The sequence below is a fragment of the Pseudomonas sp. MUP55 genome (assembly GCF_034043515.1).
Classification (GTDB): Bacteria; Pseudomonadota; Gammaproteobacteria; order Pseudomonadales; family Pseudomonadaceae; genus Aquipseudomonas.
Genome location: NZ_CP138214.1, coordinates 1,122,299 through 1,146,021, shown reverse-complemented (window position 1 = coordinate 1,146,021; position 23,723 = coordinate 1,122,299). Strand labels below are relative to the sequence as shown.

At 61.8% G+C, this 23,723-nt stretch carries 20 protein-coding genes; 4 read left to right on the top strand and 16 right to left on the bottom strand.

Annotation, left to right across the window (positions count from 1 at the left end; translation table 11 throughout):
- From SC318_RS05065 to SC318_RS05050, 4 genes are all read left to right on the top strand, one after another.
- The gene (locus SC318_RS05065) at nucleotides 1-693 is read left to right on the top strand and encodes a heavy metal response regulator transcription factor (protein WP_320429890.1); all 693 of its coding nucleotides are present in this window, start codon (nucleotides 1-3) and stop codon (nucleotides 691-693) included.
- Entirely contained in the window at nucleotides 683-2,047 is a 1,365-nt protein-coding gene (locus SC318_RS05060; RefSeq protein ID WP_320429889.1) for a heavy metal sensor histidine kinase, read from the top strand. Before SC318_RS05065 ends, SC318_RS05060 begins: the two co-directional genes overlap by 11 nt.
- Before the next feature lie 383 nt (nucleotides 2,048-2,430).
- A complete protein-coding gene (locus tag SC318_RS05055) occupies nucleotides 2,431-3,753 on the top strand; it encodes an OprD family porin (RefSeq protein ID WP_320429888.1) in 1,323 nt (440 codons plus the stop codon).
- A 188-nt stretch (nucleotides 3,754-3,941) separates the two neighbouring features.
- Nucleotides 3,942-5,447: a diguanylate cyclase gene (locus SC318_RS05050; protein WP_320429887.1), complete on the top strand. Its 1,506-nt coding sequence runs from the start codon at nucleotides 3,942-3,944 to the stop codon at nucleotides 5,445-5,447.
- A gap of 172 nt (nucleotides 5,448-5,619) precedes the next feature.
- On the opposite strand, the gene lpxC is transcribed toward SC318_RS05050, so the two are convergent.
- The 16 genes from lpxC to mraZ all read right to left on the bottom strand — a co-directional run bounded on the left by lpxC (nucleotide 5,620) and on the right by mraZ (nucleotide 23,509).
- Nucleotides 5,620-6,531, bottom strand: coding sequence for a UDP-3-O-acyl-N-acetylglucosamine deacetylase (lpxC, locus tag SC318_RS05045; RefSeq protein WP_003171886.1), 912 nt, complete (start codon nucleotides 6,529-6,531; stop codon nucleotides 5,620-5,622).
- A 112-nt stretch (nucleotides 6,532-6,643) separates the two neighbouring features.
- Complete coding sequence (gene ftsZ / locus SC318_RS05040; RefSeq protein WP_320429886.1) at nucleotides 6,644-7,840, bottom strand: cell division protein FtsZ; 1,197 nt, start codon at nucleotides 7,838-7,840, stop codon at nucleotides 6,644-6,646.
- Between the two features lie 138 nt (nucleotides 7,841-7,978).
- Entirely contained in the window at nucleotides 7,979-9,241 is a 1,263-nt protein-coding gene (gene ftsA, locus SC318_RS05035; RefSeq protein WP_306491678.1) for a cell division protein FtsA, read from the bottom strand.
- A 15-nt stretch (nucleotides 9,242-9,256) separates the two neighbouring features.
- Complete coding sequence (locus SC318_RS05030; protein ID WP_306491677.1) at nucleotides 9,257-10,126, bottom strand: cell division protein FtsQ/DivIB; 870 nt, start codon at nucleotides 10,124-10,126, stop codon at nucleotides 9,257-9,259.
- Between the two features lie 4 nt (nucleotides 10,127-10,130).
- Complete coding sequence (locus SC318_RS05025; RefSeq protein ID WP_320429885.1) at nucleotides 10,131-11,087, bottom strand: D-alanine--D-alanine ligase; 957 nt, start codon at nucleotides 11,085-11,087, stop codon at nucleotides 10,131-10,133.
- Nucleotides 11,084-12,544 carry a UDP-N-acetylmuramate--L-alanine ligase gene (gene murC, locus SC318_RS05020; protein WP_320429884.1) on the bottom strand — a complete coding sequence of 487 codons (1,461 nt, stop codon included), beginning with the start codon at nucleotides 12,542-12,544 and terminating at the stop codon, nucleotides 11,084-11,086. Before murC ends, SC318_RS05025 begins: the two co-directional genes overlap by 4 nt.
- On the bottom strand, nucleotides 12,537-13,607 hold the full coding sequence (murG, locus tag SC318_RS05015; protein WP_320429883.1) for an undecaprenyldiphospho-muramoylpentapeptide beta-N-acetylglucosaminyltransferase: 1,071 nt from the start codon (nucleotides 13,605-13,607) through the stop codon (nucleotides 12,537-12,539). Before murG ends, murC begins: the two co-directional genes overlap by 8 nt.
- Nucleotides 13,597-14,820 (bottom strand): putative lipid II flippase FtsW, encoded by a 1,224-nt coding sequence (gene ftsW / locus SC318_RS05010; protein ID WP_124385200.1) that lies wholly within the window; start codon nucleotides 14,818-14,820, stop codon nucleotides 13,597-13,599. Before ftsW ends, murG begins: the two co-directional genes overlap by 11 nt.
- On the bottom strand, nucleotides 14,817-16,163 hold the full coding sequence (murD, locus tag SC318_RS05005; RefSeq protein WP_320429882.1) for a UDP-N-acetylmuramoyl-L-alanine--D-glutamate ligase: 1,347 nt from the start codon (nucleotides 16,161-16,163) through the stop codon (nucleotides 14,817-14,819). Before murD ends, ftsW begins: the two co-directional genes overlap by 4 nt.
- 6 nt (nucleotides 16,164-16,169) lie before the next feature.
- A complete protein-coding gene (mraY, locus tag SC318_RS05000) occupies nucleotides 16,170-17,252 on the bottom strand; it encodes a phospho-N-acetylmuramoyl-pentapeptide-transferase (protein WP_320429881.1) in 1,083 nt (360 codons plus the stop codon).
- Nucleotides 17,252-18,622: a UDP-N-acetylmuramoyl-tripeptide--D-alanyl-D-alanine ligase gene (locus tag SC318_RS04995; protein WP_320429880.1), complete on the bottom strand. Its 1,371-nt coding sequence runs from the start codon at nucleotides 18,620-18,622 to the stop codon at nucleotides 17,252-17,254. Before SC318_RS04995 ends, mraY begins: the two co-directional genes overlap by 1 nt.
- A complete protein-coding gene (locus SC318_RS04990) occupies nucleotides 18,615-20,078 on the bottom strand; it encodes a UDP-N-acetylmuramoyl-L-alanyl-D-glutamate--2,6-diaminopimelate ligase (RefSeq protein ID WP_320429879.1) in 1,464 nt (487 codons plus the stop codon). The genes SC318_RS04995 and SC318_RS04990 overlap by 8 nt, the downstream gene beginning before the upstream one ends.
- Complete coding sequence (locus SC318_RS04985) at nucleotides 20,078-21,820, bottom strand: peptidoglycan D,D-transpeptidase FtsI family protein (protein ID WP_306494868.1); 1,743 nt, start codon at nucleotides 21,818-21,820, stop codon at nucleotides 20,078-20,080. The genes SC318_RS04990 and SC318_RS04985 overlap by 1 nt, the downstream gene beginning before the upstream one ends.
- The gene (gene ftsL / locus SC318_RS04980) at nucleotides 21,820-22,113 is read right to left on the bottom strand and encodes a cell division protein FtsL (RefSeq protein WP_057724615.1); all 294 of its coding nucleotides are present in this window, start codon (nucleotides 22,111-22,113) and stop codon (nucleotides 21,820-21,822) included. The genes SC318_RS04985 and ftsL overlap by 1 nt, the downstream gene beginning before the upstream one ends.
- A complete protein-coding gene (rsmH, locus tag SC318_RS04975) occupies nucleotides 22,110-23,057 on the bottom strand; it encodes a 16S rRNA (cytosine(1402)-N(4))-methyltransferase RsmH (RefSeq protein ID WP_164485554.1) in 948 nt (315 codons plus the stop codon). Before rsmH ends, ftsL begins: the two co-directional genes overlap by 4 nt.
- The gene (mraZ, locus tag SC318_RS04970) at nucleotides 23,054-23,509 is read right to left on the bottom strand and encodes a division/cell wall cluster transcriptional repressor MraZ (protein ID WP_320429878.1); all 456 of its coding nucleotides are present in this window, start codon (nucleotides 23,507-23,509) and stop codon (nucleotides 23,054-23,056) included. The genes rsmH and mraZ overlap by 4 nt, the downstream gene beginning before the upstream one ends.
- Between the last annotated feature and the right edge of the window lie 214 nt (nucleotides 23,510-23,723).

Genomic DNA, 23,723 nt, shown 5'->3' with positions numbered 1-23,723 from the left:
ATGCGCGTCCTGATCATTGAAGATGAAGAAAAAACCGCGGACTACCTGCACCGCGGCCTGACGGAGCAAGGCTACACCGTCGACATTGCGCGCGAAGGCGTCGAAGGTCTGCACCTGGCGCTGGAGAACGATTACGCGGTAATCGTGCTCGACGTGATGCTGCCGGCGCTCGATGGTTTCGGCGTGTTGCGTGCATTGCGCGCACGCAAACAGACGCCGGTGATCATGCTCACCGCCCGCGAGCGCGTGGAAGACCGCATTCGCGGCCTGCGCGAAGGCGCCGACGACTACCTGGGCAAGCCGTTTTCGTTCCTGGAGCTGGTGGCGCGCCTGCAAGCGCTGACCCGGCGCAGCGGTGGCCATGAGCCGGTGCAGGTGACGGTTGCCGACTTGTGGATCGACCTGATCAGCCGCAAGGCCAGTCGCAACGGGGTGCGCCTGGACCTGACCGCCAAAGAGTTCTCGTTGCTCAGCGTCTTGGCGCGGCGCCAGGGTGAAATCCTGTCCAAGACGGCGATTGCCGAGATGGTCTGGGACATCAATTTCGACAGCGACGCCAATGTGGTCGAAGTGGCGATCAAGCGCCTGCGCGCCAAACTCGACGGGCCGTTCGAGCACAAGCTGCTGCACACCATTCGTGGCATGGGCTACGTGCTGGAGAACCGCATGCTGGAAAACCAAAGTGGTCGCTAACTCCATCGCCCTGCGCCTGAGCGGCATGTTCACCCTGGTGGCGCTGGTGATCTTCGTGCTGATCGGCGGCGCGCTGTATCAGCAGGTGGATCGCGGCCTGGGGCTATTGCCCGGGGCGGAGCTGGATGCGCGCTACAGCGTGCTCGAATCCTCGGTGAACCGCTTCGGTACGCCAGAGCATTGGCTCAAGATCAAGGCCAAGCTCAAGCTGCTGGGGGAAGAGGACAAGCGCATTCGCTTCTGGGTGGTCAGCAGCGACCCGAATTACGAATACGGTGACCCGGACGCGCAGATCCGTGCGTTTGCCCAGGGCCCCACCGGTAAACGCGACCTGCACCTGCCCGGCCACGCTTACCCGTTCAAGGTGCTGGTGAGCCAGTTCGCCGCCAAGGACCAGCGCCCGCCGCTGCGCTTCATGATCGCCATCGACACCGAGAATTTCCGCGCCACCCAGCACCATCTGCTGGTGGCGCTGATCAGCCTGGCGCTGGTCGGGGTGGTCATGGCCTCGTTACTGGGCTTCTGGGTGTCGCGCATCGGCCTCAAGCCACTGGAAAAACTTTCGGACGAAGCACAGAAACTCGCGCCACCGAAACTCTCCGGGCGCCTGCAATTGTCACCGCTGCCGCCGGAACTGAGCCAGTTCGTCAACTCGTTCAACGCCACCCTCGACCGCGTCGAACTCGCCTACTCGCGCCTCGAATCCTTCAATGCCGACGTGGCCCATGAACTGCGTTCGCCCTTGACCAACCTGATCGGTCAGACCCAGGTCGCGCTGACCCGCGGGCGTTCGGCCGAGCATTACTTCGAAGTGCTGCAGTCGAACCTGGAAGAGCTGGAGCGGCTGCGCTCGATCATCAATGACATGCTGTTCCTCGCCAGCGCCGATCAGGGCAGCAAGGCCACCAAGCTGATCGAAAGCTCCCTCGCCGACGAAGTCGCTACCACCCTCGACTACCTGGACTTCATCCTCGAAGACGCCCAGGTTCAGGTACGGGTGCAGGGTGACGCCCAGGTGCACATCGAAAAAGCCCACCTGCGCCGCGCGCTGATCAACTTGTTGAGCAATGCGGTGCAGCACACAGCGCCGGGGAGCGTCATTGAGGTGAATATCGAAGCTCATGAACGCTGGGTCACCATCGGCGTGACCAACCCGGGGGATGCGATTGCCAGCGAACACTTGCCGCGCCTGTTCGAGCGTTTCTATCGCGTGGATGCATCGCGCAGCAACAGCGGCGCGAATCACGGATTGGGCTTGGCCATCGTCAAGGCAATTGCCCTGATGCACGGCGGGGATGTGTTCGTGCGCAGCGAAGGCGGCGGCAATACCTTCGGCATCACCCTGCCCGTCTGACACACCTCGATCAAAATGTGGGAGGGGGCTTGCCCCCGATGGCGGTGAGTCAGCTGCAGATAATCCGGCTGACCCACCGCTATCGGAGGCAAGCCCCCTCCCACGTATGTATCACCGCATGCTCACTGTTGCGGTTTGGGCAACAGTCATTATCTTGTTACACTCTATATCGCACCGCTCGCCTGCGTTACTTTGACGCATCGATGAGCGCGACGGCAAAGACAGCTACCCGCTCACCCGAATTTCCCTCGACTTATTTCCAGGGCTCTACACTGGGAATCTGTCTTAAAGCCGCTGACTTCAGCGGCTTTTTTTTGCCGAAAAAAAGGCCAGGCAGCCCCCACGACACTGGCCGTTAATGATTGACCAAAGGAGCTCCACCGGTGAAGAACTCGCTGACGTTCACCCCGTTATTCCTCGCAATCGCAGCAACGATCATCCCCCTTGCCCACGCGGCAGACGCCACGCCCCAAGAAGGTTTTGTCGAGGGCTCCCACCTCAAGATCAACACCCGCAATTACTACATGAATCGCGACCGTCGCGACATCCACACCGATGACAGCAAGGAATGGGGCCAGGGCTTTATCGGCACCTTCGAATCCGGCTACACCCAGGGCACCGTCGGTTTCGGCCTGGACCTCAACGCCATGCTCGGCCTCAAGCTCGACGGCGGCGGCGGCACCGACGGTTCCAGCATCCTTCCGTACGGCAGCGGCAACGGCAAGGCGCCCGGCGCGTTCTCCACCGCTGGCGGCACCCTGAAAATGCGTGCGTTCGATACCGAATTGAAAGCCGGCGACCTGTTCCTCAACAACCCGGTGATCGCCGGCGGCATGACCCGCATGCTGCCCCAGACGTTTCGCGGCGTCAGCCTGACCAACCACAGCCTCGATGGCTGGATGTTCGAAGGCGGCCAGGCCAGCTTCACCAAGCTCTACAACCAGAGCGGCCATCGGCGCATCGGCACCAGCTACGGCGCATTGCCCGCCAATGCCGACAGCCAGCACCTGGACTGGGCGGGCGTTTCGTTCAGCGGCATCGCCGGGCTGACCAGCAACCTGTACGCCTCCGAACTCAAGGACGTGTGGCACCAGTACTACTACGACCTCGAATACACCTACGCCCTGAACGACCTGGTCAGCCTGACTCCCGGCCTGCATTACTATCACACCCAAGACACCGGCCAGGCACTGCTGGGCGATATCGACAACAACACCTACAGCCTGCATCTCACCCTGGGCGTGGGCAACCACAGCCTCACTGCTGCCTATCAGCGCGTCAACGGCAACACGCCGTTCGACTACATCACCCAGGGCGACAGCGTGTACCTGGACAACTCCCAGCAGTACTCGGACTTCAACGGCCCCAACGAGCGTTCGTGGAAGCTCAAGTACGCCTATGATTTCGCCGGCCTGGGCCTGCCCGGCCTCACCTCCGCCGTGTCGTATATCAGCGGCAAGACCGACCTGACCCGCGTCGACCCCAACAGCCGCGGCTACAGCAGCTGGTACAGCGCCGATGGCAAGAACGCCAAACACTGGGAGCGGGATATCGACCTGAAATACGTGGTGCAAGGCGGCAAGGCCAAAGACCTGGCGGTACGCCTGCAATGGGCGACCAACCGCGGCGGCCAGGGTTACTCGGCGGTGGATCGGGATGTGGATGAGTACCGCGTGATTGTGGATTATCCGATCAACGTGTTCTAACCCCATCTGAATAACTACACAGATCCAATGTGGGAGGGGGCTTGCTCCCGATGGCGGAGTGTCAGTCAACAACACTTTGACTGATTCGCCGCCATCGGGAGCAAGCCCCCTCCCACATTTTTGTGTTCTGCGCCATCTTCCAGAGTTGCTACTACGCTAAAGGCATCCTCAGAGCAGAAGTACGCCCGATGAGTTCAAGCCTTACCCGCCTTACCCGCCTTACCCGCCGCCCGGAGCGCCTGCTGATTCTGGGCAGCACCCTCACGGTGCTGCTGATCGTGGGGATCGTCACCGCACTGTTGATTCGTGAACACGCCAACACGTTGCAGACGGCCAAGCGCAACGCCAACACCATCACTCAGTTGATCGATGCCGACGTACTGCGAAACGTCGAACTCTATGACATGGCCCTCAAGGGCCTGATCGCCGCGACTGAACGCACTGACCTGCAGGGTGTGTCCGCAAGCATTCGGCACCTGGTGCTGTTCGATCGCTCCGCCGCGGCGCCGTACAAGGGCGACATCCTGCTGCTGGACGCGAGTGGCGAGGTAATCGCCGACTCATCCTTGCTCACGCCCAAATCCGGCAACTTCGCCGACCGGGACTATTTCCAGATCCATCGCGACAATCGCGACATCGGCCTGTATGTCAGCCGACCGTTCAGGGCTCGCTGTGAATGCGATGACCCCTGGCGCATTGCATTCAGTCGCCGCGTTTCGTCACCGGACGGAGGTTTCCTGGGGGTAGCCGTGGCCTCCATGCGTCTGTCGTACTTCCACCAACTGTTCAGCAGCCTGAATATCGGCAACAACAGCACCATCAACCTGCTCAACCACCAGGGCATCCTGCTGGCGCAAGAGCCGTTGCTGGAAGTGGACATCATCAACAAAAACCTGAGCCAACGACCCAATGTGGCACGCATGCTGCGCGAGCGGGACGGCAACTTCCGCAGCATCTCCAGCGTCGATAACCATCCTCGCCTCTACAGTTTCTCGAACGTGGGCGATTTGCCGCTGATCGTGGCGGTAGCCCTGGCCAGTGATGAAGTGTTCGCCCCATGGCGACGGGCGGCCTGGATGGTCAGCCTCGCGACCGGGGTGTTGTGCATTGGCCTGTTGTGGTTGACCTGGGCGCTGTGCATGGAGCTGCGACGCCGCCACCGGGCTGAGCAGGTGCTGTCAGAACTGGCAGGCACCGACGCCCTCACCGGCCTGGCCAACCGCCGTACCCTGGACGAGCGCCTGCGCCTGGAATGGGACCGCGCCCAACGCTCAACCGAGCCGCTGACGGTATTGATGATCGACGTGGACCACTTCAAGGCCTTCAACGACCGCCATGGTCACCAGGGCGGAGATAATGCGCTGCGCACGGTGGCGCACGTGATCGACAGCAATATCCGCCGCCCGGCGGACCTGGCGGCACGCTACGGCGGTGAAGAATTCGCCGTGGTGCTGCCCCATACCGACGCCAAGGGCGCATGGGTGATCGCCGAGCATATCCGCAGTGCTGTGGAGCACTTGCCGCGGGTGGCGTGGGATGAGCAGCCGATAACGGTGAGCATCGGCATGAGCACCTGGGAAAAGCGCAGCGGCCTGTCCCTTGAGGACCTGCTGCTCAGGGCCGACCAGGCGCTGTACGAGGCCAAGCACACGGGGCGTAATCGCATCGTGGAGGCCTCAACCCTGCCCTTGTAGGAGCGAGCTTGCTCGCGAAAAACCCAAAGACACCGAGTTCAACCAGATTGCCAGCGTCAGCATTGACGACCTTCGCGAGCAAGCTCGCTCCTACGAAAAGCACAGAACACCCGGACATAAAAAAAGGCCACCCGAAGGCAGCCTTTAAAAACTAAAGAAAGAGAGTTGTTACTTACACCGCCGCAACGGGACGCATGTAAGAGATCGGTGCGGTGCTGGCATCTTCGAAGGTCACGACTTCCCAAGCATCTGTCTGCTCAATCAACTTGCGCAGCAGCTGGTTGTTAAGGGCGTGCCCCGACTTGAAGCCTTTGAACTCGCCTATCAGGCTATTGCCCAGCAGGTAGAGGTCACCGATTGCATCGAGGATCTTGTGCTTCACGAATTCGTCTTCGTAGCGAAGGCCGTCTTCGTTCAGTACACCATCCGCGTCGACCACAATGGCGTTTTCAACGCTGCCGCCGAGTGCGAGGTTGTGCTTGCGCAGGTACTCGATGTCACTCATGAAACCAAAGGTACGGGCGCGGCTGACTTCTTTTACGAACGAAGTGCTGGAAAAATCCACGCTTGCACTTTGGGTGCGGTCACGGAATACCGGGTGATCGAAATCGATCTCAAAGCTCACTTTAAAGCCTTCGAACGGGACGAAGGTGGCGCGCTTGTCGCCGTCTTCTACTGTCACTTCCCGCAGAATGCGAATGAACTTCTTGGCTGCGTCCTGTTCTTCCAGGCCGGCAGATTGAATCAGGAATACGAAGGGTCCAGCGCTGCCATCCATGATCGGGACTTCGGACGCGGAGAGCTCGACGTAGGCGTTATCGATGCCCAAACCGGCCATGGCCGAGAGCAAGTGCTCCACCGTGTCCACTTTGACGTCACCGTTGACCAATGTGGTCGACATGGTGGTTTCGCCAACGTTTTCCGCGCGAGCAGGTATCTGCACCACAGGGTCCAGGTCGGCACGCACAAACACGATGCCGGTGTCGACAGGTGCAGGCTTGAGGGTCAGGTAGACCTTTTCCCCGGAGTGCAGACCTACACCTGTGGCACGAATAATATTCTTCAGGGTGCGTTGTTTAATCATGGCTTGGACCGCTTCAGCGCAAATTGCGAACTGGTATCAACAAAGGCTGGCGATAATAGCAGACCAGACCTTTGCTGAACACCAATCACCTTCATAGCCCTGATACATTCCATCAATCGGCCTGACGACGCAGGAATGCCGGAATGTCCAGGTAGTCCAGATCGTCTTGCGGATTCGGGCTACGGGACGCTGCAGCACCGGCCTGAGCCTGGTTGCGCATCACGGTTGGACGGTCCAGGTCGCGGTAGTTCACCGACGGCAGTTCCTGACGAGCAGGGGCTGGAACGGCGGCCGCCTGGTTGGCCTGGCTGTTGTGCAGGGTGTTGTCGATGACCTTCACAGGCTTCTCGATTTTCGCACCCAGACCGGTCGCAACCACGGTCACGTGCAGCTCGTCGCGCATGTCCGGATCGATAACGGTACCGACCTTGACCATCGCGTGCTCGGAAGCGAAGGCTTCGATGATGCTACCCACGTCGGAGTACTCACCCAGGGACAGGTCAGGACCTGCGGTGATATTCACCAGAATGCCGCGTGCACCTTGCAGGTTCACGTCTTCGAGCAACGGGTTGCGGATGGCCGCTTCGGTGGCTTCGCGTGCACGGTTCGGACCGCTGGCGCAGCCAGTGCCCATCATCGCCATGCCCATTTCGCTCATGACAGTACGCACGTCGGCAAAGTCGACGTTGATCATGCCTGGGCGCTTGATGATGTCGGAGATACCGCGAACGGCACCGGCCAGTACATCGTCAGCCTTGGCGAACGCGGACAGCAGGCTTGCGTCCTTGCCCAGGATGGTCAGCAGTTTCTCGTTGGGAATGGTGATCAACGAGTCGACGCTTTCAGACAGCAGACGGATACCTTCGTCGGCGATCTGCATGCGCTTACGGCCTTCGAACGGGAACGGACGGGTCACCACAGCGACGGTCAGAATCCCCATTTCCTTGGCCACTTCGGCAATGATCGGGGCTGCACCGGTACCGGTACCGCCGCCCATGCCGGTGGTGATGAACACCATGTTGGTGCCTTGCAGCACTTCGGCAATGCGCTCGCGGTCTTCCAGGGCGGCTTGACGGCCGACTTCCGGATTGGCGCCTGCGCCGAGGCCCTTGGTCACGGCTGTGCCCAATTGCAGGATGGTCCGCGCGCCGATGCTTTTCAGCGCCTGGGCATCAGTGTTGGCGCAGATGAATTCAACGCCTTCAATGTTGCTCTTGACCATATGGTTGACAGCGTTACCGCCGCCACCGCCGACACCGATTACTTTAATAACCGGGCTAGCGGGGATGTTGTCTACGAGTTCAAACATGTTCCCTCTCCTTTCGTTTTCTCTAGTTTTTTCGCCTACTGCTTTACATCAGCTTCAAGTTGCAAGCTATAAGCCGCAAGCTTGAAGCGTGTCACTTGAACCTTGTAGCTTGTAGCTTGTAGCTTGTAGCTAACTTCGTCAGAAGTTCCCTTTTACCCAAGCCTGCAAGCGCTCGAACAACGGCGCTTTCGCGTCGTCATCGCTGCGGTAGCTGTCACGGATGCTCGGCCCCGACAGGGAAATCCCGTCGGTCTGCTTCTGCAGCCCGTACAACAGCAAGCCCACACCAGTGGAATAAATCGGGTTGCGCACCACGTCGCCGAGGCCTTTGACGCCATGGGGCACGCCCAGGCGAACCGGCATGTGGAAGATCTCTTCGGCCAGTTCGACCGCGCCTTCCATCTTCGAGGTGCCACCGGTCAGCACGATGCCGGCCGGGATCAAATCTTCGTAGCCGCTGCGGCGCAGCTCGGCCTGGATCAGGGTGAACAGCTCGTCGTAGCGCGGCTCGACCACTTCTGCCAGGGCCTGGCGCGACAGCTCACGCGGTGGACGGTCGCCAACGCTTGGCACCTTGATGGTTTCGCCGGCGCCGGCCAGCTTGGCCAGGGCGCAGGCGTAACGGATCTTGATTTCTTCGGCGTACTGGGTCGGTGTACGCAGCGCCATGGCGATGTCGTTGGTGACCTGGTCGCCGGCAATCGGGATCACGGCGGTGTGACGGATCGCACCCTCGGTGAAGATCGCGATGTCGGTGGTGCCGCCGCCGATGTCCACCAGGCACACGCCCAGTTCTTTTTCGTCGTCGGTCAGGACCGAGTAGGCCGAGGCCAACTGCTCGAGGATGATGTCGTCGATTTCCAGGCCGCAGCGGCGCACGCATTTTTCAATGTTCTGTGCGGCGTTGACGGCGCAGGTCACCACGTGGACCTTGGCTTCCAGGCGTACGCCCGACATGCCCAGCGGTTCGCGCACGCCTTCCTGGTTATCGATCACGTAGTCCTGCGGCAAGGTGTGCAGCACGCGCTGGTCCGCCGGGATCGCCACGGCCTGGGCGGCGTCGAGGACGCGCTCAAGGTCGGCCGAGCTGACCTCACGGTCGCGGATCGCCACGATGCCGTGGGAGTTCAGGCTGCGGATATGGTTGCCGGCCACGCCGACGAACGCCGAGTGAATCCGGCAACCGGCCATCAGCTGCGCTTCTTCGATGGCGCGCTGGATCGATTGCACGGTGGACTCGATGTTCACCACCACGCCCTTCTTCAGGCCCCGGGACGGATGCGTGCCAATACCGACGATTTCGATCGTGCCGTCTTCACCGACCTCGCCCACCAGCGCCACCACCTTGGAGGTGCCGATATCGAGACCGACGATCATTTTGCCGCTTTGCACGTTTGCCATGGGTCCTGCCTCTTCTTAATTCTTCGCGACAGCGGGTTGTGCTGCCGTGGGCGCCGCCGGTACACGCCAACCGACGGCCAGGCCGTTGGCGTAACGCAGGTCGACGCTCGCAATGTTCGTGATCTGTTCTTTCAAGGTTTTTTCATAGATGGCAATAAAGCGGCGCATCTTTTCCACCAAGCGGTCGCGTCCCAGCAACAACTCGATGCCCGGGCCGGAACTGCCTGCCCCGGTCGTCAGAAACCAGCTGCCCCGTTCACGCAACTCCAGGCGTGCAATGGAGAAGCCCAGTGGCCGCAGCATCTGGCTCAAGGCCTGGTACTGCTGCATCACTTGCTGTTGCGCCCGCTGCGGCCCGAACAGCTGCGGCAGGTGCTCATAGTTCGCCACTTCACGCGGCGCAAACGCCTGCCCCTGGTTGTTCAACAGCGCACCATCACCCCAACGGGCCACGGGCAGTTGCTCTTCCAGGCGGATCGTCACCTGGTCCGGCCATACCCGGCGGACTTCGGCGTGGGCGATCCACGGCATCTGTTCCAGCTCTGCGCGCATACCGGCCAGGTCGATGGTGAAGAAGCTCGCGGCCAGGAACGGACCGATACGCTGCTGCACCGCTTGCTGGCTGATGTAGCTCAAGTCGCCCTGCACGCTGATCTTGGTGATCGGCCGGTCGGCATACGGCAACAGGCGCTGCGCGCCCTCGTAGGTGCCAAAGCCCAGCACCACCAGCAACACCGGCCAGAACAGCGCCTTGATGAAACCAAAGTTGGCTTTGGGCAGGCGCGCCGACATCGGCTCTTTGGCCACCATGCGGCTGGCACCCCGTGGCACCGGCTTGCGGCTCGGTGCTTGTGGGGGCTGATGACGAAGCGATGCGCCTTTCATGTGCTTAGCCTCTTGGCTCAATGCTGTCGGCCAGGATCGCCAGCACCAACTGCTGGAAATCCAGACCGGCGGCACGGGCGGCCATAGGTACCAGGCTGTGGTCGGTCATCCCGGGTGCAGTGTTGACTTCCAGGAACCAGAAATTCCCTTGGTCATCCTGCATCACGTCTGCCCGCGCCCAACCGGCGATACCCAGCGCCTCACAGGCTTGCGCCGTGAGGTCCATCAATTGCTGTTCCCTGGTTGCGTCAAGACCGCATGGAATCCGGTACTGGGTATCGGAAGCCACATACTTGGCGTCGTAATCGTAAAAAGAATGGGGGGTGCCCAATGCGATGGGCGGCAATACCTGGCCACGCAGGGTGGCGATGGTGTACTCGGGACCCTGGATCCACTGTTCCACCAACACTTGCGAATCGTAGGTACTTGCCGCTTTCCATGCGTCGATCAATTCGGCGGCCGAGTTCACTTTGGCCATGCCGATACTGGAGCCTTCATGGGCTGGTTTGACGATCAAAGGCAGCCCCAGTTCCTTGGCTGCACAAATACAATCGTCTTCGCTGCGCAATACGCTGTGACGCGGGGTTGGAATGCCCAGGCTGTGCCACACCTGCTTGGTGCGCAACTTGTCCATCGCCAGTGCCGAAGCCAGGATGCCGCTGCCGGTGTACGGAATGCCGGCGCACTCGAGCAGGCCCTGCATGCTGCCGTCTTCACCGCCACGGCCGTGAAGAATGATGAAGGCGCGGTCGATCTTTTCAGCCTGCAGGCGGGCCAGGAAATCATCACCCACGTCGATGCCGAACGCGTCCACACCGGCGCTTTGCAGCGCTTCAAGCACGGCATTGCCGGACTTGAGCGACACTTCGCGCTCGGCGCTCTTGCCGCCGAACAGCACGGCGACGCGGCCGAAGTCGGCAGGCGTGATGGTGGAGAACAGGGAGGCGTAGTCAGTGATCATTTCGACTTCCCCTGCTCAACCGCAAGCTCTTCTTTTACGAACAATGGGCTGGCCAGCAATTTAGGCGCAAGGCCACCGATATCACCGGCGCCCTGGCACAGCAGAATGTCACCGGCGCGCAGCAGCGGCTTGACGATAGGGGCCAGGTCGACACCGCGCTCGATGTAGATCGGATCCAACTGGCCACGCTGACGGATGCTGTTGCACAGCTTGCGGCTGTCGGCGCCCGGAATCGGTTCTTCACCGGCCGGGTAGACTTCCATCAGCAGCAGCACGTTGGCATCGGCCAATACATTGACGAAGTCGTCGTACAGGTCGCGGGTGCGGCTGTAGCGGTGCGGCTGGTAGACCATCACCAGGCGGCGCTCCGGCCAGCCACCGCGTACGGCCTTGATCACAGCGGCGACTTCGGTCGGGTGGTGCCCGTAGTCGTCCACCAGCATCACGTCACCGCCTTCAACCGGCAGCTGGCCGTAGACCTGGAAGCGTCGGCCCACGCCGGCAAAGCGCGACAGGCCTTCGACGATGGCTTCATCACTGACGCCTTCGTCGCTGGCGATGCAGATGGTTGCCAGCGAATTGAGTACGTTGTGGTTGCCCGGCATGTTGACCGAGACATCCAGCGGCTCGCGGTCGGGGCGCAGCACGGTAAAGAAGGTTTGCATGCCTTCCTGGCGCACATTGATCGCGCGCACGTCGGCGTCTTCGCTGAAGCCGTAGGTCACGGTAGGGCGTTTGACCTGCGGCAGAATCTCGCGCACCACCGGATCGTCCAGGCACACCACCGCCAACCCGTAGAACGGCAGGTTGTGCAGGAAATCGACGAAGGTTTTCTTCAGTTTGTTGAAGTCACCGTCGTAGGTCGCCATGTGGTCTTCGTCGATGTTGGTGACGACGGCGACCAGCGGTTGCAGGTGCAGGAAGCTCGCGTCGCTTTCATCGGCTTCGGCGATCAGGTAGCGGCTGGTGCCGAGCTGGGCATTGGTGCCGGCTGCGTTCAGGCGGCCACCGATGACGAAGGTCGGGTCCAGGCCACCGGCGGCGAACACCGAGGCGATCAGGCTGGTGGTGGTGGTCTTGCCGTGAGTGCCGGCGACGGCGATGCCGTGGCGATAGCGCATCAGCTCGGCGAGCATCTCGGCACGCGGTACCACTGGGATACGGCGTTCGAGGGCGGTGGCCACTTCCGGGTTGGAGGTGTTCACAGCGCTGGACACCACCAGCACGTCAGCCTCGGCGGCGTTCTCGGCGCGGTGGCCAATGAAGATCTGCGCGCCAAAGGATTTCAGGCGGTCGGTAACCGGCGACTCTTTGAGGTCAGAGCCGGACACCTGATAGCCCAGGTTCAGCAATACTTCGGCAATGCCGCACATGCCCACGCCGCCGATACCGACGAAGTGGATGCGACGGATGCGGCGCATTTCCGGTTGCGGCATGGCTTTCTGATTCTCAACCATGGGCCACCTCCAGGCAGATATCGACCACGGTGCGGGTTGCGTCAGGTTTGGCCAGGCGGCTTGCGGTGCTCGCCATGCTGTTGAGTCGTTCCGGTTGCATCAAAACCTCGGTCAGGCGTGCGGCCAAATCGGCGGCGCCAGTCGTTCTTTGCGGCAGCAGGAAGGCAGCGCCCTCCCCGGCCAAATATTCGGCGTTGCGGGTCTGGTGATCGTCGATTGCATGGGGCAGAGGCACCAGCAACGACGGCAGACCGGCGGCGGCCAATTCACTGACGGTCAGCGCACCAGCGCGGCAGACCACCAGGTCGGCCCAGCCATAGGCTTGGGCCATGTCTTTGATGAAGGGCTGTACATTCGCCTCGACACCGGCTTCGCGATAGCGCGTGGCGGTGGCTTCACCATGTTGCTTGCCGGCCTGATGGAACACCTCAGGGCGCACGTGCATCGGCAGTTGCGCCAGCGCTTCAGGCAGCAGTTTGTTCAGCGGCTCGGAGCCCAGGCTTCCGCCCATGATCAGCAGGTGCGCCTTGCGTCCGGCCAGTGCTTCACGGGCGATGCCCATGAACAGTTCGGTGCGCACCGGGTTGCCGGTGGTGCGCAGTTTGCTCGAAGTGCCGAATGTGTTCGGGAAGGCCTCGCATACACGCGCCGCCAAGGGCACCAGCAGGCGGTTGGCAGTCCCGGCGACGGCGTTCTGTTCGTGCACGATGACCGGCACGCCCGAGAGCCTGGCGGCAACGCCACCAGGGCCGGTCACGTACCCACCAAAACCGAGTACACAGACCGGCTTCAATTGACGGATGACCTTGCGCGCCTGCCAAACGGCCTTGAGCAACACAAAGGGCGCCTTGAGCAGCGACAACTTGCCCTTGCCGCGCAAGCCTGTGACGTTGATCAGGTGCAGCGCCAAGCCGGCATTGGGCACCAGTTCGTTCTCGATGCCACGCGGCGTACCCAGCCAGTGCACGGTGTAGCCACGGTTCTGGAATTCGCGCGCGCAGGCCAGGGCCGGGAACACATGGCCCCCGGTGCCGCCCGCCATGATCAGCACGTTAGCGCCCATGGGTCGGCTCCTCGGCGAAGTCGCTTTCGCTGAATTCCATCTCTTCGCTGCCCAGGTGAGTACGACTCTCCCACTCGATGCGCAGCAACAGGCCAAGACAGGCGCAGCAGATCACCAGCGAACTGCCGCCGTAGCTGAGGAACGGCAAGGTCAGGCCCTTGGTCGGCAGCAGCCCGACGTTCACTCCGATGTTGATCAGAAACTGGCCGATCCACAGGAACGACAAGCCGTACGCCACATAGGCGGCGAAATACTGTTTGGCCTTCTCGGCCCACAAGCCGATGTACATGCCGCGCACGCAGACGAACACGAACAGCGCGACGGTGCACAGCGAACCGACCACGCCCAGTTCTTCGGCGAGTACCGAGAACACGAAGTCAGTGTGGGCTTCCGGCAGGTAGAACTGCTTCTGCACACTGTTGCCCAGGCCCACGCCCAGCCACTCGCCGCGACCGAAGGCAATCAGCGCCTGGGTCAACTGGTAGCCGGAACCGAACTGGTCGGACCACGGGTCGGTAAAGGTGATCAGACGAGCCATCCGGTAGGGTTGCGCCTGCACCAGAATCGTCACGGCCGCGACCGCCAGCACCACCATCAAGGTGAAGCGGAACAGGCCGACACCACCGAGGAACAGCATGGCTGCGGCGGCGCCCATCATCACCACGGTGGCACCGAAGTCGGGTTCCATCAACAGCAGGCCGGCCATGGGCAGCAACACGATGAACGGCTTGAAGAAGCCCATCCAGCTTTCGCGTACTTCTTTCTGGCGGCGCACCAGGTAGCCGGCCAGGTAGATCACCACGAATACCTTGGCGATTTCCGACGGCTGCACGTTGAACGCACCGAAGCCGATCCAGCGCATCGAACCGTTCACTTCGCGGCCGATGCCGGGCAGGATCACCATGATCAGCAAGCCAAACGCCCCGATCAGCATCAGCCAACCCAGGCGCTGCCAGGTGGCGATCGGGATCATCATGGTGACGATGCACGCGCCGAGGCCGATCACCAGGTACACCAGGTGGCGGATCATCATGTACAGGGTGTTGCCCGACTGCACGGCGGCCACCTCGGAGGACGCCGAGGTGATCATCACCAGGCCCAGGCCGAGCAGCGCCAGGCAGCCGGCGAGCATTGGGAAATCAAGGTCGATGCCGCGCCCGGTAATGATCGGCGACGGGTACGGCTTGATGATGTTCTTCAGGTTGAGGCTCATGCCAAAGCCTCCACGGCGCGGGCGAACAGCTGGCCGCGCTCTTCATAGTTCTTGAACATGTCGAAACTGGCGCAGGCCGGCGACAGCAGCACCGCATCGCCCGGCTGGGCCAAGGCTTTGCACTGGGCAATCGCGTCATCCAGGGACGTGGCGCGCACTTGCGGCACGGCGTCGCCCAGGGCGGCGGCGATCAGGTCCGCATCGCGGCCCATCAGCACCACGGCGCGGCAATGCGCAGCGACCGGCGCTTTAAGGTCCTTGAAGTCGGCACCCTTGCCGTCGCCACCGGCGATCAGCACCAGCTTGCCGTCGATATCGGCACCCAGGCCTTCGATGGCGGCCAGGGCAGCGCCGACGTTGGTGGCCTTGGAATCGTTGTAATAGCTGACGCTATCGAGGTCCCGTACCCACTGGCAGCGATGCTCGAGACCGGCGAAGGTGCGCAGGCTGGCGAGCATGGCGTCGAATGGCAGGCCTACTGCGTGGCCGAGCGCCAAGGCCGCCAGTGCATTGGACTGGTTATGGGCACCGCGGATTTTCAGGTCGCGCACCGGCATCAGGTTCTGGAATTCGAAGGCCAGGTATTTCTCGCCATTCTCTTCACGGATACCGAACGCCTTGAAATCGGGTTTGCTCAGGCCGAAGGTCCAGCACGGCAGGCCCTCGCCCATCAGCGGACGGCTAAGAGCATCCTGACGGTTGACCACCACCTGCCTGGCGCCACGGAAAATCCGGTGCTTGGCCAGGTGGTAGGCCGGCAGGCCGCTGTAGCGGTCCATATGATCTTCGCTGACGTTCAACACGGTGGCCACTTCGGCACCGAGCTCGTGGGTGGTTTCCAGCTGGAAGCTCGACAGCTCCATCACGTACAGCTCGACATCGTCGCTGAGCAGGTCCAGCGCAGGCACCCCGAGATTGCCGCCCACCGCCACGCGCTTGCCGGCAGCCACAGCCATTTCGCCGACCAGGGTGGTCACAGTGCTTTTCGCGTTGGAACCACTGATGGCCACGATCGGTGCCTTGGCGTTACGCGCAAACAGGTCGATGTCACCCGACAACTTCACGCCACGCGCGGCGGCAGCTTGCAGGGCCGGTGTCGCCAAGGCCAGGCCAGGGCTCACGTACAGCTCGTCGGCGCGGCACAGAAACTCGACATCCAACTCGCCACAACGCACTTCCACGTGCGGGTAGTCACGGCGCAGCGTGACCAGCTCCGGTGGATTTTCCCGCGTATCGGCCACGGCGAACGACGTGCCCCGGTTCGCCAGGAAGCGAACCAGGGACATGCCGCTCTTGCCGAGGCCGACAATGATGCGGAAGTGGTCTGAAGCGATCAGGGACACTCGTTTCTACCTCAGTTTCAGGGTGGCAAGGCCGACCAGTACCAGAATCACGGTGATGATCCAGAAACGGACGATCACGCGTGGCTCGGGCCAGCCCTTGAGTTCAAAGTGGTGGTGAATCGGCGCCATGCGGAAGACGCGGCGCCCGGTCAATTTGAAGGAAGCCACCTGGATGACCACCGACAGGGTTTCCATCACGAACACACCGCCCATGATGAACAGCACGATTTCCTGGCGCACGATCACCGCGATGGTGCCCAGGGCCGCGCCCAGCGCCAATGCGCCGACGTCACCCATGAAGACTTGCGCCGGGTAGGTGTTGAACCACAGGAACCCAAGGCCTGCGCCGATCAGCGCGCCGCAGAACACGATCAGTTCTCCCGCGCCCGGTACGTAGGGAATCAGCAGGTATTCGGCAAATTTCACGTTACCCGACAGGTAGCAGAAAATGCCGAGCGCGCCGCCCACCATCACCGTTGGCATGATCGCCAGGCCGTCGAGGCCATCGGTCAGGTTCACCGCGTTGCTCGAGCCGACGATGACGAAATAGGTCAGCACCACGAAGCCGACGCCCAGTGGAATGCTGGCGTCCTTGAGCATCGGGATGATCAAGGTGGTTTCCACTGCGCTTGGCGCGGTGGTGTACAGGAAGATCGCCGCCGCCAGGCCGAAGACCGACTGCCAGAAGTACTTCCAGCGGCTTGGCAGCCCCTTGGAATTCTTCTCGATCACTTTGCGGTAGTCATCCACCCAGCCGATGGCGCCGAACAGCAGGGTCACCAGCAGCACCACCCAAACATAGCGGTTGTGCAGGTCGGCCCAGAGCAAGGTACTGACGCCGATGGACGACAGGATCAATGCGCCGCCCATGGTCGGGGTACCGGACTTGGACAGGTGCGACTGCGGGCCGTCATTGCGAACCGATTGACCAATTTGCAGGTTCTGCAGGGTGCGGATCATCCACGGCCCCAGAAACAGCGACAAACACAACGCGGTCAGCACACCCAGGATCCCGCGCAGGGTCAGGTACTGAAAGACCGCGAAGCCTTTGTGGAACTGTTGCAGATACTCAGCCAGCAGCAGCAGCATTAATGTTTCTCCGTACTTGAGCCACACAAGGCTGCGACGACGTTTTCCATCACCGCGCTGCGCGATCCCTTGATCAAAATGGTTGTGTGTTTATCGTGTTCAGCCGCAGTCAGCGCCTGGATCAATTCGGCTTGGCTGGCGAAATGCTGCGCGCCGAGGCCGAAGGCGTTTACCGCGTGAGCCATGTTCGGGCCGACGGCGTAGAGCGCATCGACTTTGCCGGCGGCATAGGCGCCGACTTCGCGGTGGCCTTGTTCAGCCCAGTCGCCCAACTCGCCGATATCGCCGAGCACCAGCACCTTGCGCCCATCGAAGCCCTTGAGCAGGTCCACGGCGGCGTTGATGGAAGACGGGTTGGCGTTGTAGGTGTCATCGATGACGCGCATGCCGTTAGTGGCCAATTGCGCCACGGTGCGGCCCTTGACCGGCTGCACCGCCCCCAGGCCTGTGGCGATGCCGAACAGCAACACGCCCAGGGCGTGGGCAGCGGCGGCAGCGGCCAGGGCGTTGGCGACGTTATGGTTGCCCAGCAGGTTCAGTTGCACGTGCTCACTGCCTTGCGGCGTGTGCAAGGTAAAGGAGGGGCAGCCCCGCGCATCGACAGTAATATTGGAGGCATGGAAATCGGCCGCAGCGTTGTGCACGGCAAACGTCAGCACCTTGCGCCCGGCCGCGCGAACGCGCCAGGTCTCGAAAGCCTTGTCATCCAGATTCAATACAGCGGTGCCCGAAGCGTCGAGGCCCTCAAGGATTTCACCCTTGGCTTCGACGATTTTTTCCGGGCCGCCGAACTCACCGACGTGGGCGGTACCGGCGTTGTTGATAATTGCAACATGGGGCTTGGTCAGCGCCACGGTGTAGGCAATTTCGCCGATGCGTGAAGCGCCCAGCTCGATCACGGCCGCCGTGTGTTCCGGGGCCAGTTCGAGCAGGGTCAGCGGTGCGCCGAAATCATTGTTCAGGTTGCCACGGGTAGCAAGGACCGGCCCACGGGTGCGCAGTACGCCGGCCAGCAGTTCCTTGACGGTGGTCTTGCCGCTGGAACCGGTGATGGCGGCAACCGGCTTGTCGAAAGCGGCACGGTTCAGCGCGCCCAGTTGGCCCAGGGCCAGGCGGGTATCGGCGACCAGCAACTGCGGCAAGGTGGCGTGGGTCACTTCACGCTGCACCAGGGCACCCACGGCGCCTTTGGCGGCGACTTCGTTCAGGTAGTCGTGGCCATCGAAACGCGGGCCGGCGAGTGCAACGAACAACTGGCCGGGCTTGATGTTGCGACTGTCGATACTGACGCCGTCGAACGTGCAATCGCTCGACAACACACGGGCTGACAACGCCTGGGCCAGTTCGCTGAATGTCATCGACTTAAGCATGGGCGACCTCCCAGGCAGTCAGGGCACGATCAGCCTCGACCAGATCGGAGAAGGCATGGCGTTCGCCGTTGATTTCCTGGTAATCCTCATGGCCCTTGCCGGCCAGTACCACCACGTCATCGGCGCTGGCGCTGGCGATCAGTTGGGCAATGGCTGCGCCGCGACCGGCCACGAAGGTGACCTTGGCGGTATCTTTGAAGCCTTCACGGATATCGTCGAAAATCCGGCTCGGGTCTTCGCTGCGCGGGTTGTCGTCGGTCACCAGCACACCGTCGGCCAGGCGCTCGACGATTTCGGCCATCAACGGACGCTTGCCGCGATCGCGGTCCCCACCGCAGCCGAACAGGCACAACAGCTTGCCCTTGGCATGCGGGCGCAGCGCCAGCAGGACTTTTTCCAGTGCGTCAGGGGTGTGGGCGTAATCGACCACCACCAGCGGTTGCGTACCGCCACCCAGGCGCTGCATGCGGCCGGCCGGACCTTCCAGCTTGGGCAGCACGCTCAGAATTTCGTCGAGCGCGTAATCCAGACCAAGCAAGGCGCCAATAGCCGCCAGTACGTTGCTCAGGTTGAAACGCCCCAGCAGCGTGCTGCGCAAATGGTGCTCGCCCTGCGGCGTGACCAACGTGGCGCGCACGCCCTCGTCGCTGAACTGCGCTTGGCGGCAATATAGGTAGGCACTGACGTCTTCCAGGCTGTAGCTGATCAACCGTGCTTCGCTGTCTTGAGCTGCCAGCTCGCGGCCGAAAGCGTCATCCAGGTTCACGACGCGGCACTTCAGATCGTTCCAGGCGAACAGCTTGGCCTTGGCCGCTGCGTACGCTTGCATCGTGCCGTGGTAATCGAGGTGGTCGCGGGACAGGTTGGTCATCACGGCCACGTCGAACGCCAATGCGGTGACGCGGCCCTGGTCGAGACCATGGGACGAGACTTCCATCGCAACCGCCTTGGCACCGGCCTTTTTCAGGTCGGCCAGGGTCGCTTGCACGGCAATCGGGTTCGGTGTGGTGTGCAGGCCGCTTTGCAGCGCGCCATAGAAGCCGGTGCCCAGGGTACCGACGATGCCGCAGTGCTGACCCAGCAGGTCCAGCGCCTGGGCGACCAGTTGAGTCACGCTGGTCTTGCCGTTGGTGCCGGTCACGCCTACCAGGTTGAGGTGGCGGCTCGGCTCACCGTAGAAACGCCCGGCAATGTCGGACAGCTGAGCAGCCAGACCCTTGACCGGAATCAACGGCACATCGGTGATTGGCAGCACGGTGGCGCCGTCCACTTCATAGGCCACGGCGGCAGCACCACGTTGCAGGGCGTCGGCGATATGCGCACGGCCATCGAACTTGCCACCGGGCACCGCCAGGAACAGGTCACCGGCGCGTACATTGCGGCTGTCCAGGCTCAACTCGCGAATCAGCAGATCGCGGCCGGCATGGGCAAAAATCTTGTTCAGGCTAAGAGACATCAGCCGCGCCCTCCATTGGCTTTGACCGCAGCGGCCGGTGGAGCGGCGTTTGCCTGCTGGGTCGGCGGAAGATTGTCCGGCGTGATGTTCATCAGGCGCAGGGTGCCGGACATCACTTTGCTGAACACCGGCGCCGACACCAGGCCACCGAAGTAACCGGCCTTGCTCGGTTCGTCGATGACCACGACGATGGCGTAACGCGGGTCGCTCATCGGGCCGAAACCGGCGAACAGCGAGCGATAGGAGTTTTCGGCGTAGCCCTTGGTGCCCACCGAGGTTTTACGCGCGGTACCGGACTTGCCGGCCACGTGATAGGCCGGCACCTGCGCACGGAATACGCCACGCGGCGCCTCGATCACTTGCTGCAGCATGCCTTGCATGGTCTTGGCGACTTTTTCCGGGATCACCTGGGTAGCTTTCGGCGCTTCGTCCACGTGGATCAGGCTCAGCGGAACCATGCGGCCATTGTTGGCCAACACCGAGAACGCGTGGGCCAGCTGGATCGCGGTTACCGACAGACCGTAGCCGTACGACAGCGTGGCGGTCTCGGCTTTTTTCCAGTCACGGTAGTTCGGCAGGTTGCCGACGCGCTCACCTGGGAAATCGAGGCCAGTGGGTTGGCCCAGGCCGATTTTCTGTGCCAGGTGGTAAATGGTTTCGCCGCCGATATCGAAAGCAACCTTACTCATGCCCACGTTACTGGAGTTGATCAGGATGCCGGTCAGGTCGAGCACCGGGCCCTCGGTGCGGGACACGTCACGAATGGTGTATTTGCCCAACTGCAACGTACCCGGATACACCTCCACCTTGTCGCTGGGCTTCCAGCGTCCGGTTTCCAGGGCGGCACTCATGGAGATGGCTTTCATGGTCGAACCCGGCTCGAACACGTCGATCATTGCGCGGTTGCGCATCATCGCCGGTTGCAGATTGCGACGGTTGTTCGGGTTGTAGGTCGGCTGGTTGACCATGGCGAGGATCTCGCCGGTCTTCACGTCCATGATCACCAGGCTGCCGGCTTTGGCGCCGTTCTCGATGATCGCGTTACGCAGTTCGCGGTTGGCCAGGTACTGCAGGCGCAGGTCGATCGACAACGCCAAGGGCTTACCGGCCTTGGCGTTTTTGGTGACCTGGACATCCTTGATCAGTCTGCCGCGCCGATCCTTGATGACCTGGCGCTTGCCGGGAACGCCGGCCAGCCACTCGTCGTAGGCCAGCTCGACGCCTTCGCGACCGTGGTCATCGATATCGGTGAAGCCAACCATGTGCGCGGTGGTTTCACCGGCCGGGTAGAAACGACGAAATTCCTCGATGCCATAGACACCGGGAACCTTGAGGTCGAGCACCTGCTGGCCCTGTTCGGGGGTGAGCCCGCGAACCAGGTAGATAAATTCTTTATTGGCCTGGGCTTCCAGACGCTCGGTCAGTGCTTTGCGGTCTTGCCCCAGGGCAGCAGCGAGTTCCGGCCACTTGTCCTTGGCAACCTGCAGTTCCTTGGCGTTGGCCCACAGGGTGGTCACCGGAGTACTCACAGCCAGCGGCTCGCCGTTGCGGTCGGTAATCAGGCCGCGGTGCGCGGGAATCGGGATATGCCGCAGGCTACGGGCATCACCCTGGCCGATCAGGAAGTCACGGTCCACGACCTGCAGGTCGAAGATGCGCCAGACGATCGCGCCCACCATCAATGCCAGCAAGCCGAGCATCAGGCGGAAGCGCCACGGGTAGAGTGCGCCTTCAAGCTTCATCATGGCGCCACCATGCGTACGTCGGCCGCGCCCGGGATGTGCATCTTCAATTGTTCGGTGGCCAGCACTTCGATACGGCTGTGGGCCGTCCAGGTGCTCTGCTCCAGGATCAACCGGCCCCACTCCGCCTGCGCTTTGTCACGCACGCTCAACTCCCCGTACAGGGTATTGAGTAGCTGACGGTTCCAATGCGCGCTGTAGGAGACCGCAATCGCGGACACCAGTACGCCGACAAACAGCAGCAACATAAAGAAGCTGCCACCTGGCAGGGGTTTGGCGAAAAGCTTGCTCACCGCAACTTCTCCGCGACGCGCATGACGGCGCTGCGCGAACGCGGGTTGGCCTTGAGTTCGGCTTCGGAGGCGAACTGCGCTTTGCCATGGATTTTGATTTTCGGCACAAAGGCTTCGAAACGCACCGGCAGGTTACGCGGCAGGTTGTCGGACTCACCCTTGACCAGACGACGCATGAACAGTTTGACGATGCGGTCTTCCAGGGAGTGGAAACTGATCACCACCAGGCGCCCACCCACTTCCAGTGCGTCCAGGGCAGCCTCAAGGCCAGCCTCCAGGTCACCCAGTTCGTTATTGACGTGAATGCGCAGGCCCTGGAACGCACGGGTAGCCGGGTTCTTGCCCTTCTCCCATGCCGGGTTGGCGACCTTCAGCACTTCGGCCAGGTCAGCGGTGCGTTCGAACGGCTGGATCTCGCGGCGCTCGACCACGGCGCGGGCCATGCGACCGGCGAAGCGTTCCTCACCGTATTCCTTGAACACACGGGCAATTTCCTCGACTGGCGCAGTGGCGATGAACTGCGCAGCGCTGACGCCACGGGTAGGGTCCATGCGCATGTCGAGGGGGCCGTCATTCATGAAACTGAAGCCGCGCTCCGGGTCATCGAGCTGCGGCGAAGACACGCCCAGGTCGAGCAGAACCCCGGCCACCTTGCCCGCCATGCCGCGTTCGGCGACTTCGGCGCCCAGCTCGGCAAAGCTGCGCTGCACAACGACAAAGCGGCCGTCTTCGGCCGCTAGCGCTTGCCCGGTGGCAATCGCTTGAGGGTCTTTGTCGAACCCGAGGAGTTTACCGTTGGGCCCGAGCTGGCTGAGTATCAACCGACTGTGCCCGCCCCTGCCGAAGGTGCCATCCAGATAGCAGCCATCCGCGCGTACGGCGAGAGCCTCAACGGCTTCGTCAAGCAGTACGGTGATGTGGTTAAAGCCGCTATCAATAGTCACAGGATCAAATCACGCAGTTCGTCAGGCATGGCGCCCGGTTGTTGAATAGCAGCCAGGTCAGCTGCAGAAACAGCATCCCAGGCATCTTCGTCCCACAATTGGAACTTGTTCAGTTGGCCTACCAGCATTGCGCGCTTGTCGAGCCTGGCGTATTCGCGCAAACGCGGAGGCACCAGAAAACGACCGCTGCCATCGAGTTCAAGGTCGACGGCATTACCGATCAGCAAACGCTGGAGGCGGCGGTTTTCTTCACGCAACGAAGGCAGAGCGCGCAACTTGGTTTCAATCAACTCCCACTCGTCGAGGGGGTAAACAGATAAACAGGGGTCAACAGCGTCAATCGTGATGATTAACTGGCCCGAACTTCGCGAAATGAGCTCGTCACGATACCGGCTCGGCATGGCGAGACGGCCTTTTGCATCGAGACTGATAGCGTTAGCTCCGCGAAACACAGGTGCGTTTCTCCAAATTTTATCGTTTTACGTTCAAAAAACCCACTTTGTGCCACTTTCCGCCACTTGCGCACACTATAGGAATGCGCCCACCACACCGTCAAGGCGCGGATACAAGGAAAAGCCTTACAGAACGGAGATTTACGAGCGTAACGGAAGGAGAAACCCGACTTCAGCGTGGTTTTTGACTCAACAAGCACAAACAACTCAAAGA

Excerpts from the sequence above, each read along its gene's own strand:
- murC (WP_320429884.1), bottom strand. The coding sequence starts at position 12,544 with ATGGTTGAGAATCAGAAAGCCATGCCGCAACCGGAAATGCGCCGCATC.
- SC318_RS04995 (WP_320429880.1), bottom strand. The coding sequence starts at position 18,622 with ATGCTTAAGTCGATGACATTCAGCGAACTGGCCCAGGCGTTGTCAGCC.
- lpxC (WP_003171886.1), bottom strand. The coding sequence starts at position 6,531 with ATGATTAAACAACGCACCCTGAAGAATATTATTCGTGCCACAGGTGTA.
- SC318_RS05050 (WP_320429887.1), top strand. The coding sequence starts at position 3,942 with ATGAGTTCAAGCCTTACCCGCCTTACCCGCCTTACCCGCCGCCCGGAG.
- mraY (WP_320429881.1), bottom strand. The coding sequence starts at position 17,252 with ATGCTGCTGCTGCTGGCTGAGTATCTGCAACAGTTCCACAAAGGCTTC.
- SC318_RS05065 (WP_320429890.1), top strand. The coding sequence starts at position 1 with ATGCGCGTCCTGATCATTGAAGATGAAGAAAAAACCGCGGACTACCTG.
- ftsZ (WP_320429886.1), bottom strand. The coding sequence starts at position 7,840 with ATGTTTGAACTCGTAGACAACATCCCCGCTAGCCCGGTTATTAAAGTA.
- ftsW (WP_124385200.1), bottom strand. The coding sequence starts at position 14,820 with ATGAGCCTCAACCTGAAGAACATCATCAAGCCGTACCCGTCGCCGATC.
- SC318_RS04985 (WP_306494868.1), bottom strand. The coding sequence starts at position 21,820 with ATGAAGCTTGAAGGCGCACTCTACCCGTGGCGCTTCCGCCTGATGCTC.
- murG (WP_320429883.1), bottom strand. The coding sequence starts at position 13,607 with ATGGGCGCTAACGTGCTGATCATGGCGGGCGGCACCGGGGGCCATGTG.
- SC318_RS04990 (WP_320429879.1), bottom strand. The coding sequence starts at position 20,078 with ATGTCTCTTAGCCTGAACAAGATTTTTGCCCATGCCGGCCGCGATCTG.
- SC318_RS05030 (WP_306491677.1), bottom strand. The coding sequence starts at position 10,126 with ATGAAAGGCGCATCGCTTCGTCATCAGCCCCCACAAGCACCGAGCCGC.
- ftsA (WP_306491678.1), bottom strand. The coding sequence starts at position 9,241 with ATGGCAAACGTGCAAAGCGGCAAAATGATCGTCGGTCTCGATATCGGC.
- SC318_RS05025 (WP_320429885.1), bottom strand. The coding sequence starts at position 11,087 with ATGATCACTGACTACGCCTCCCTGTTCTCCACCATCACGCCTGCCGAC.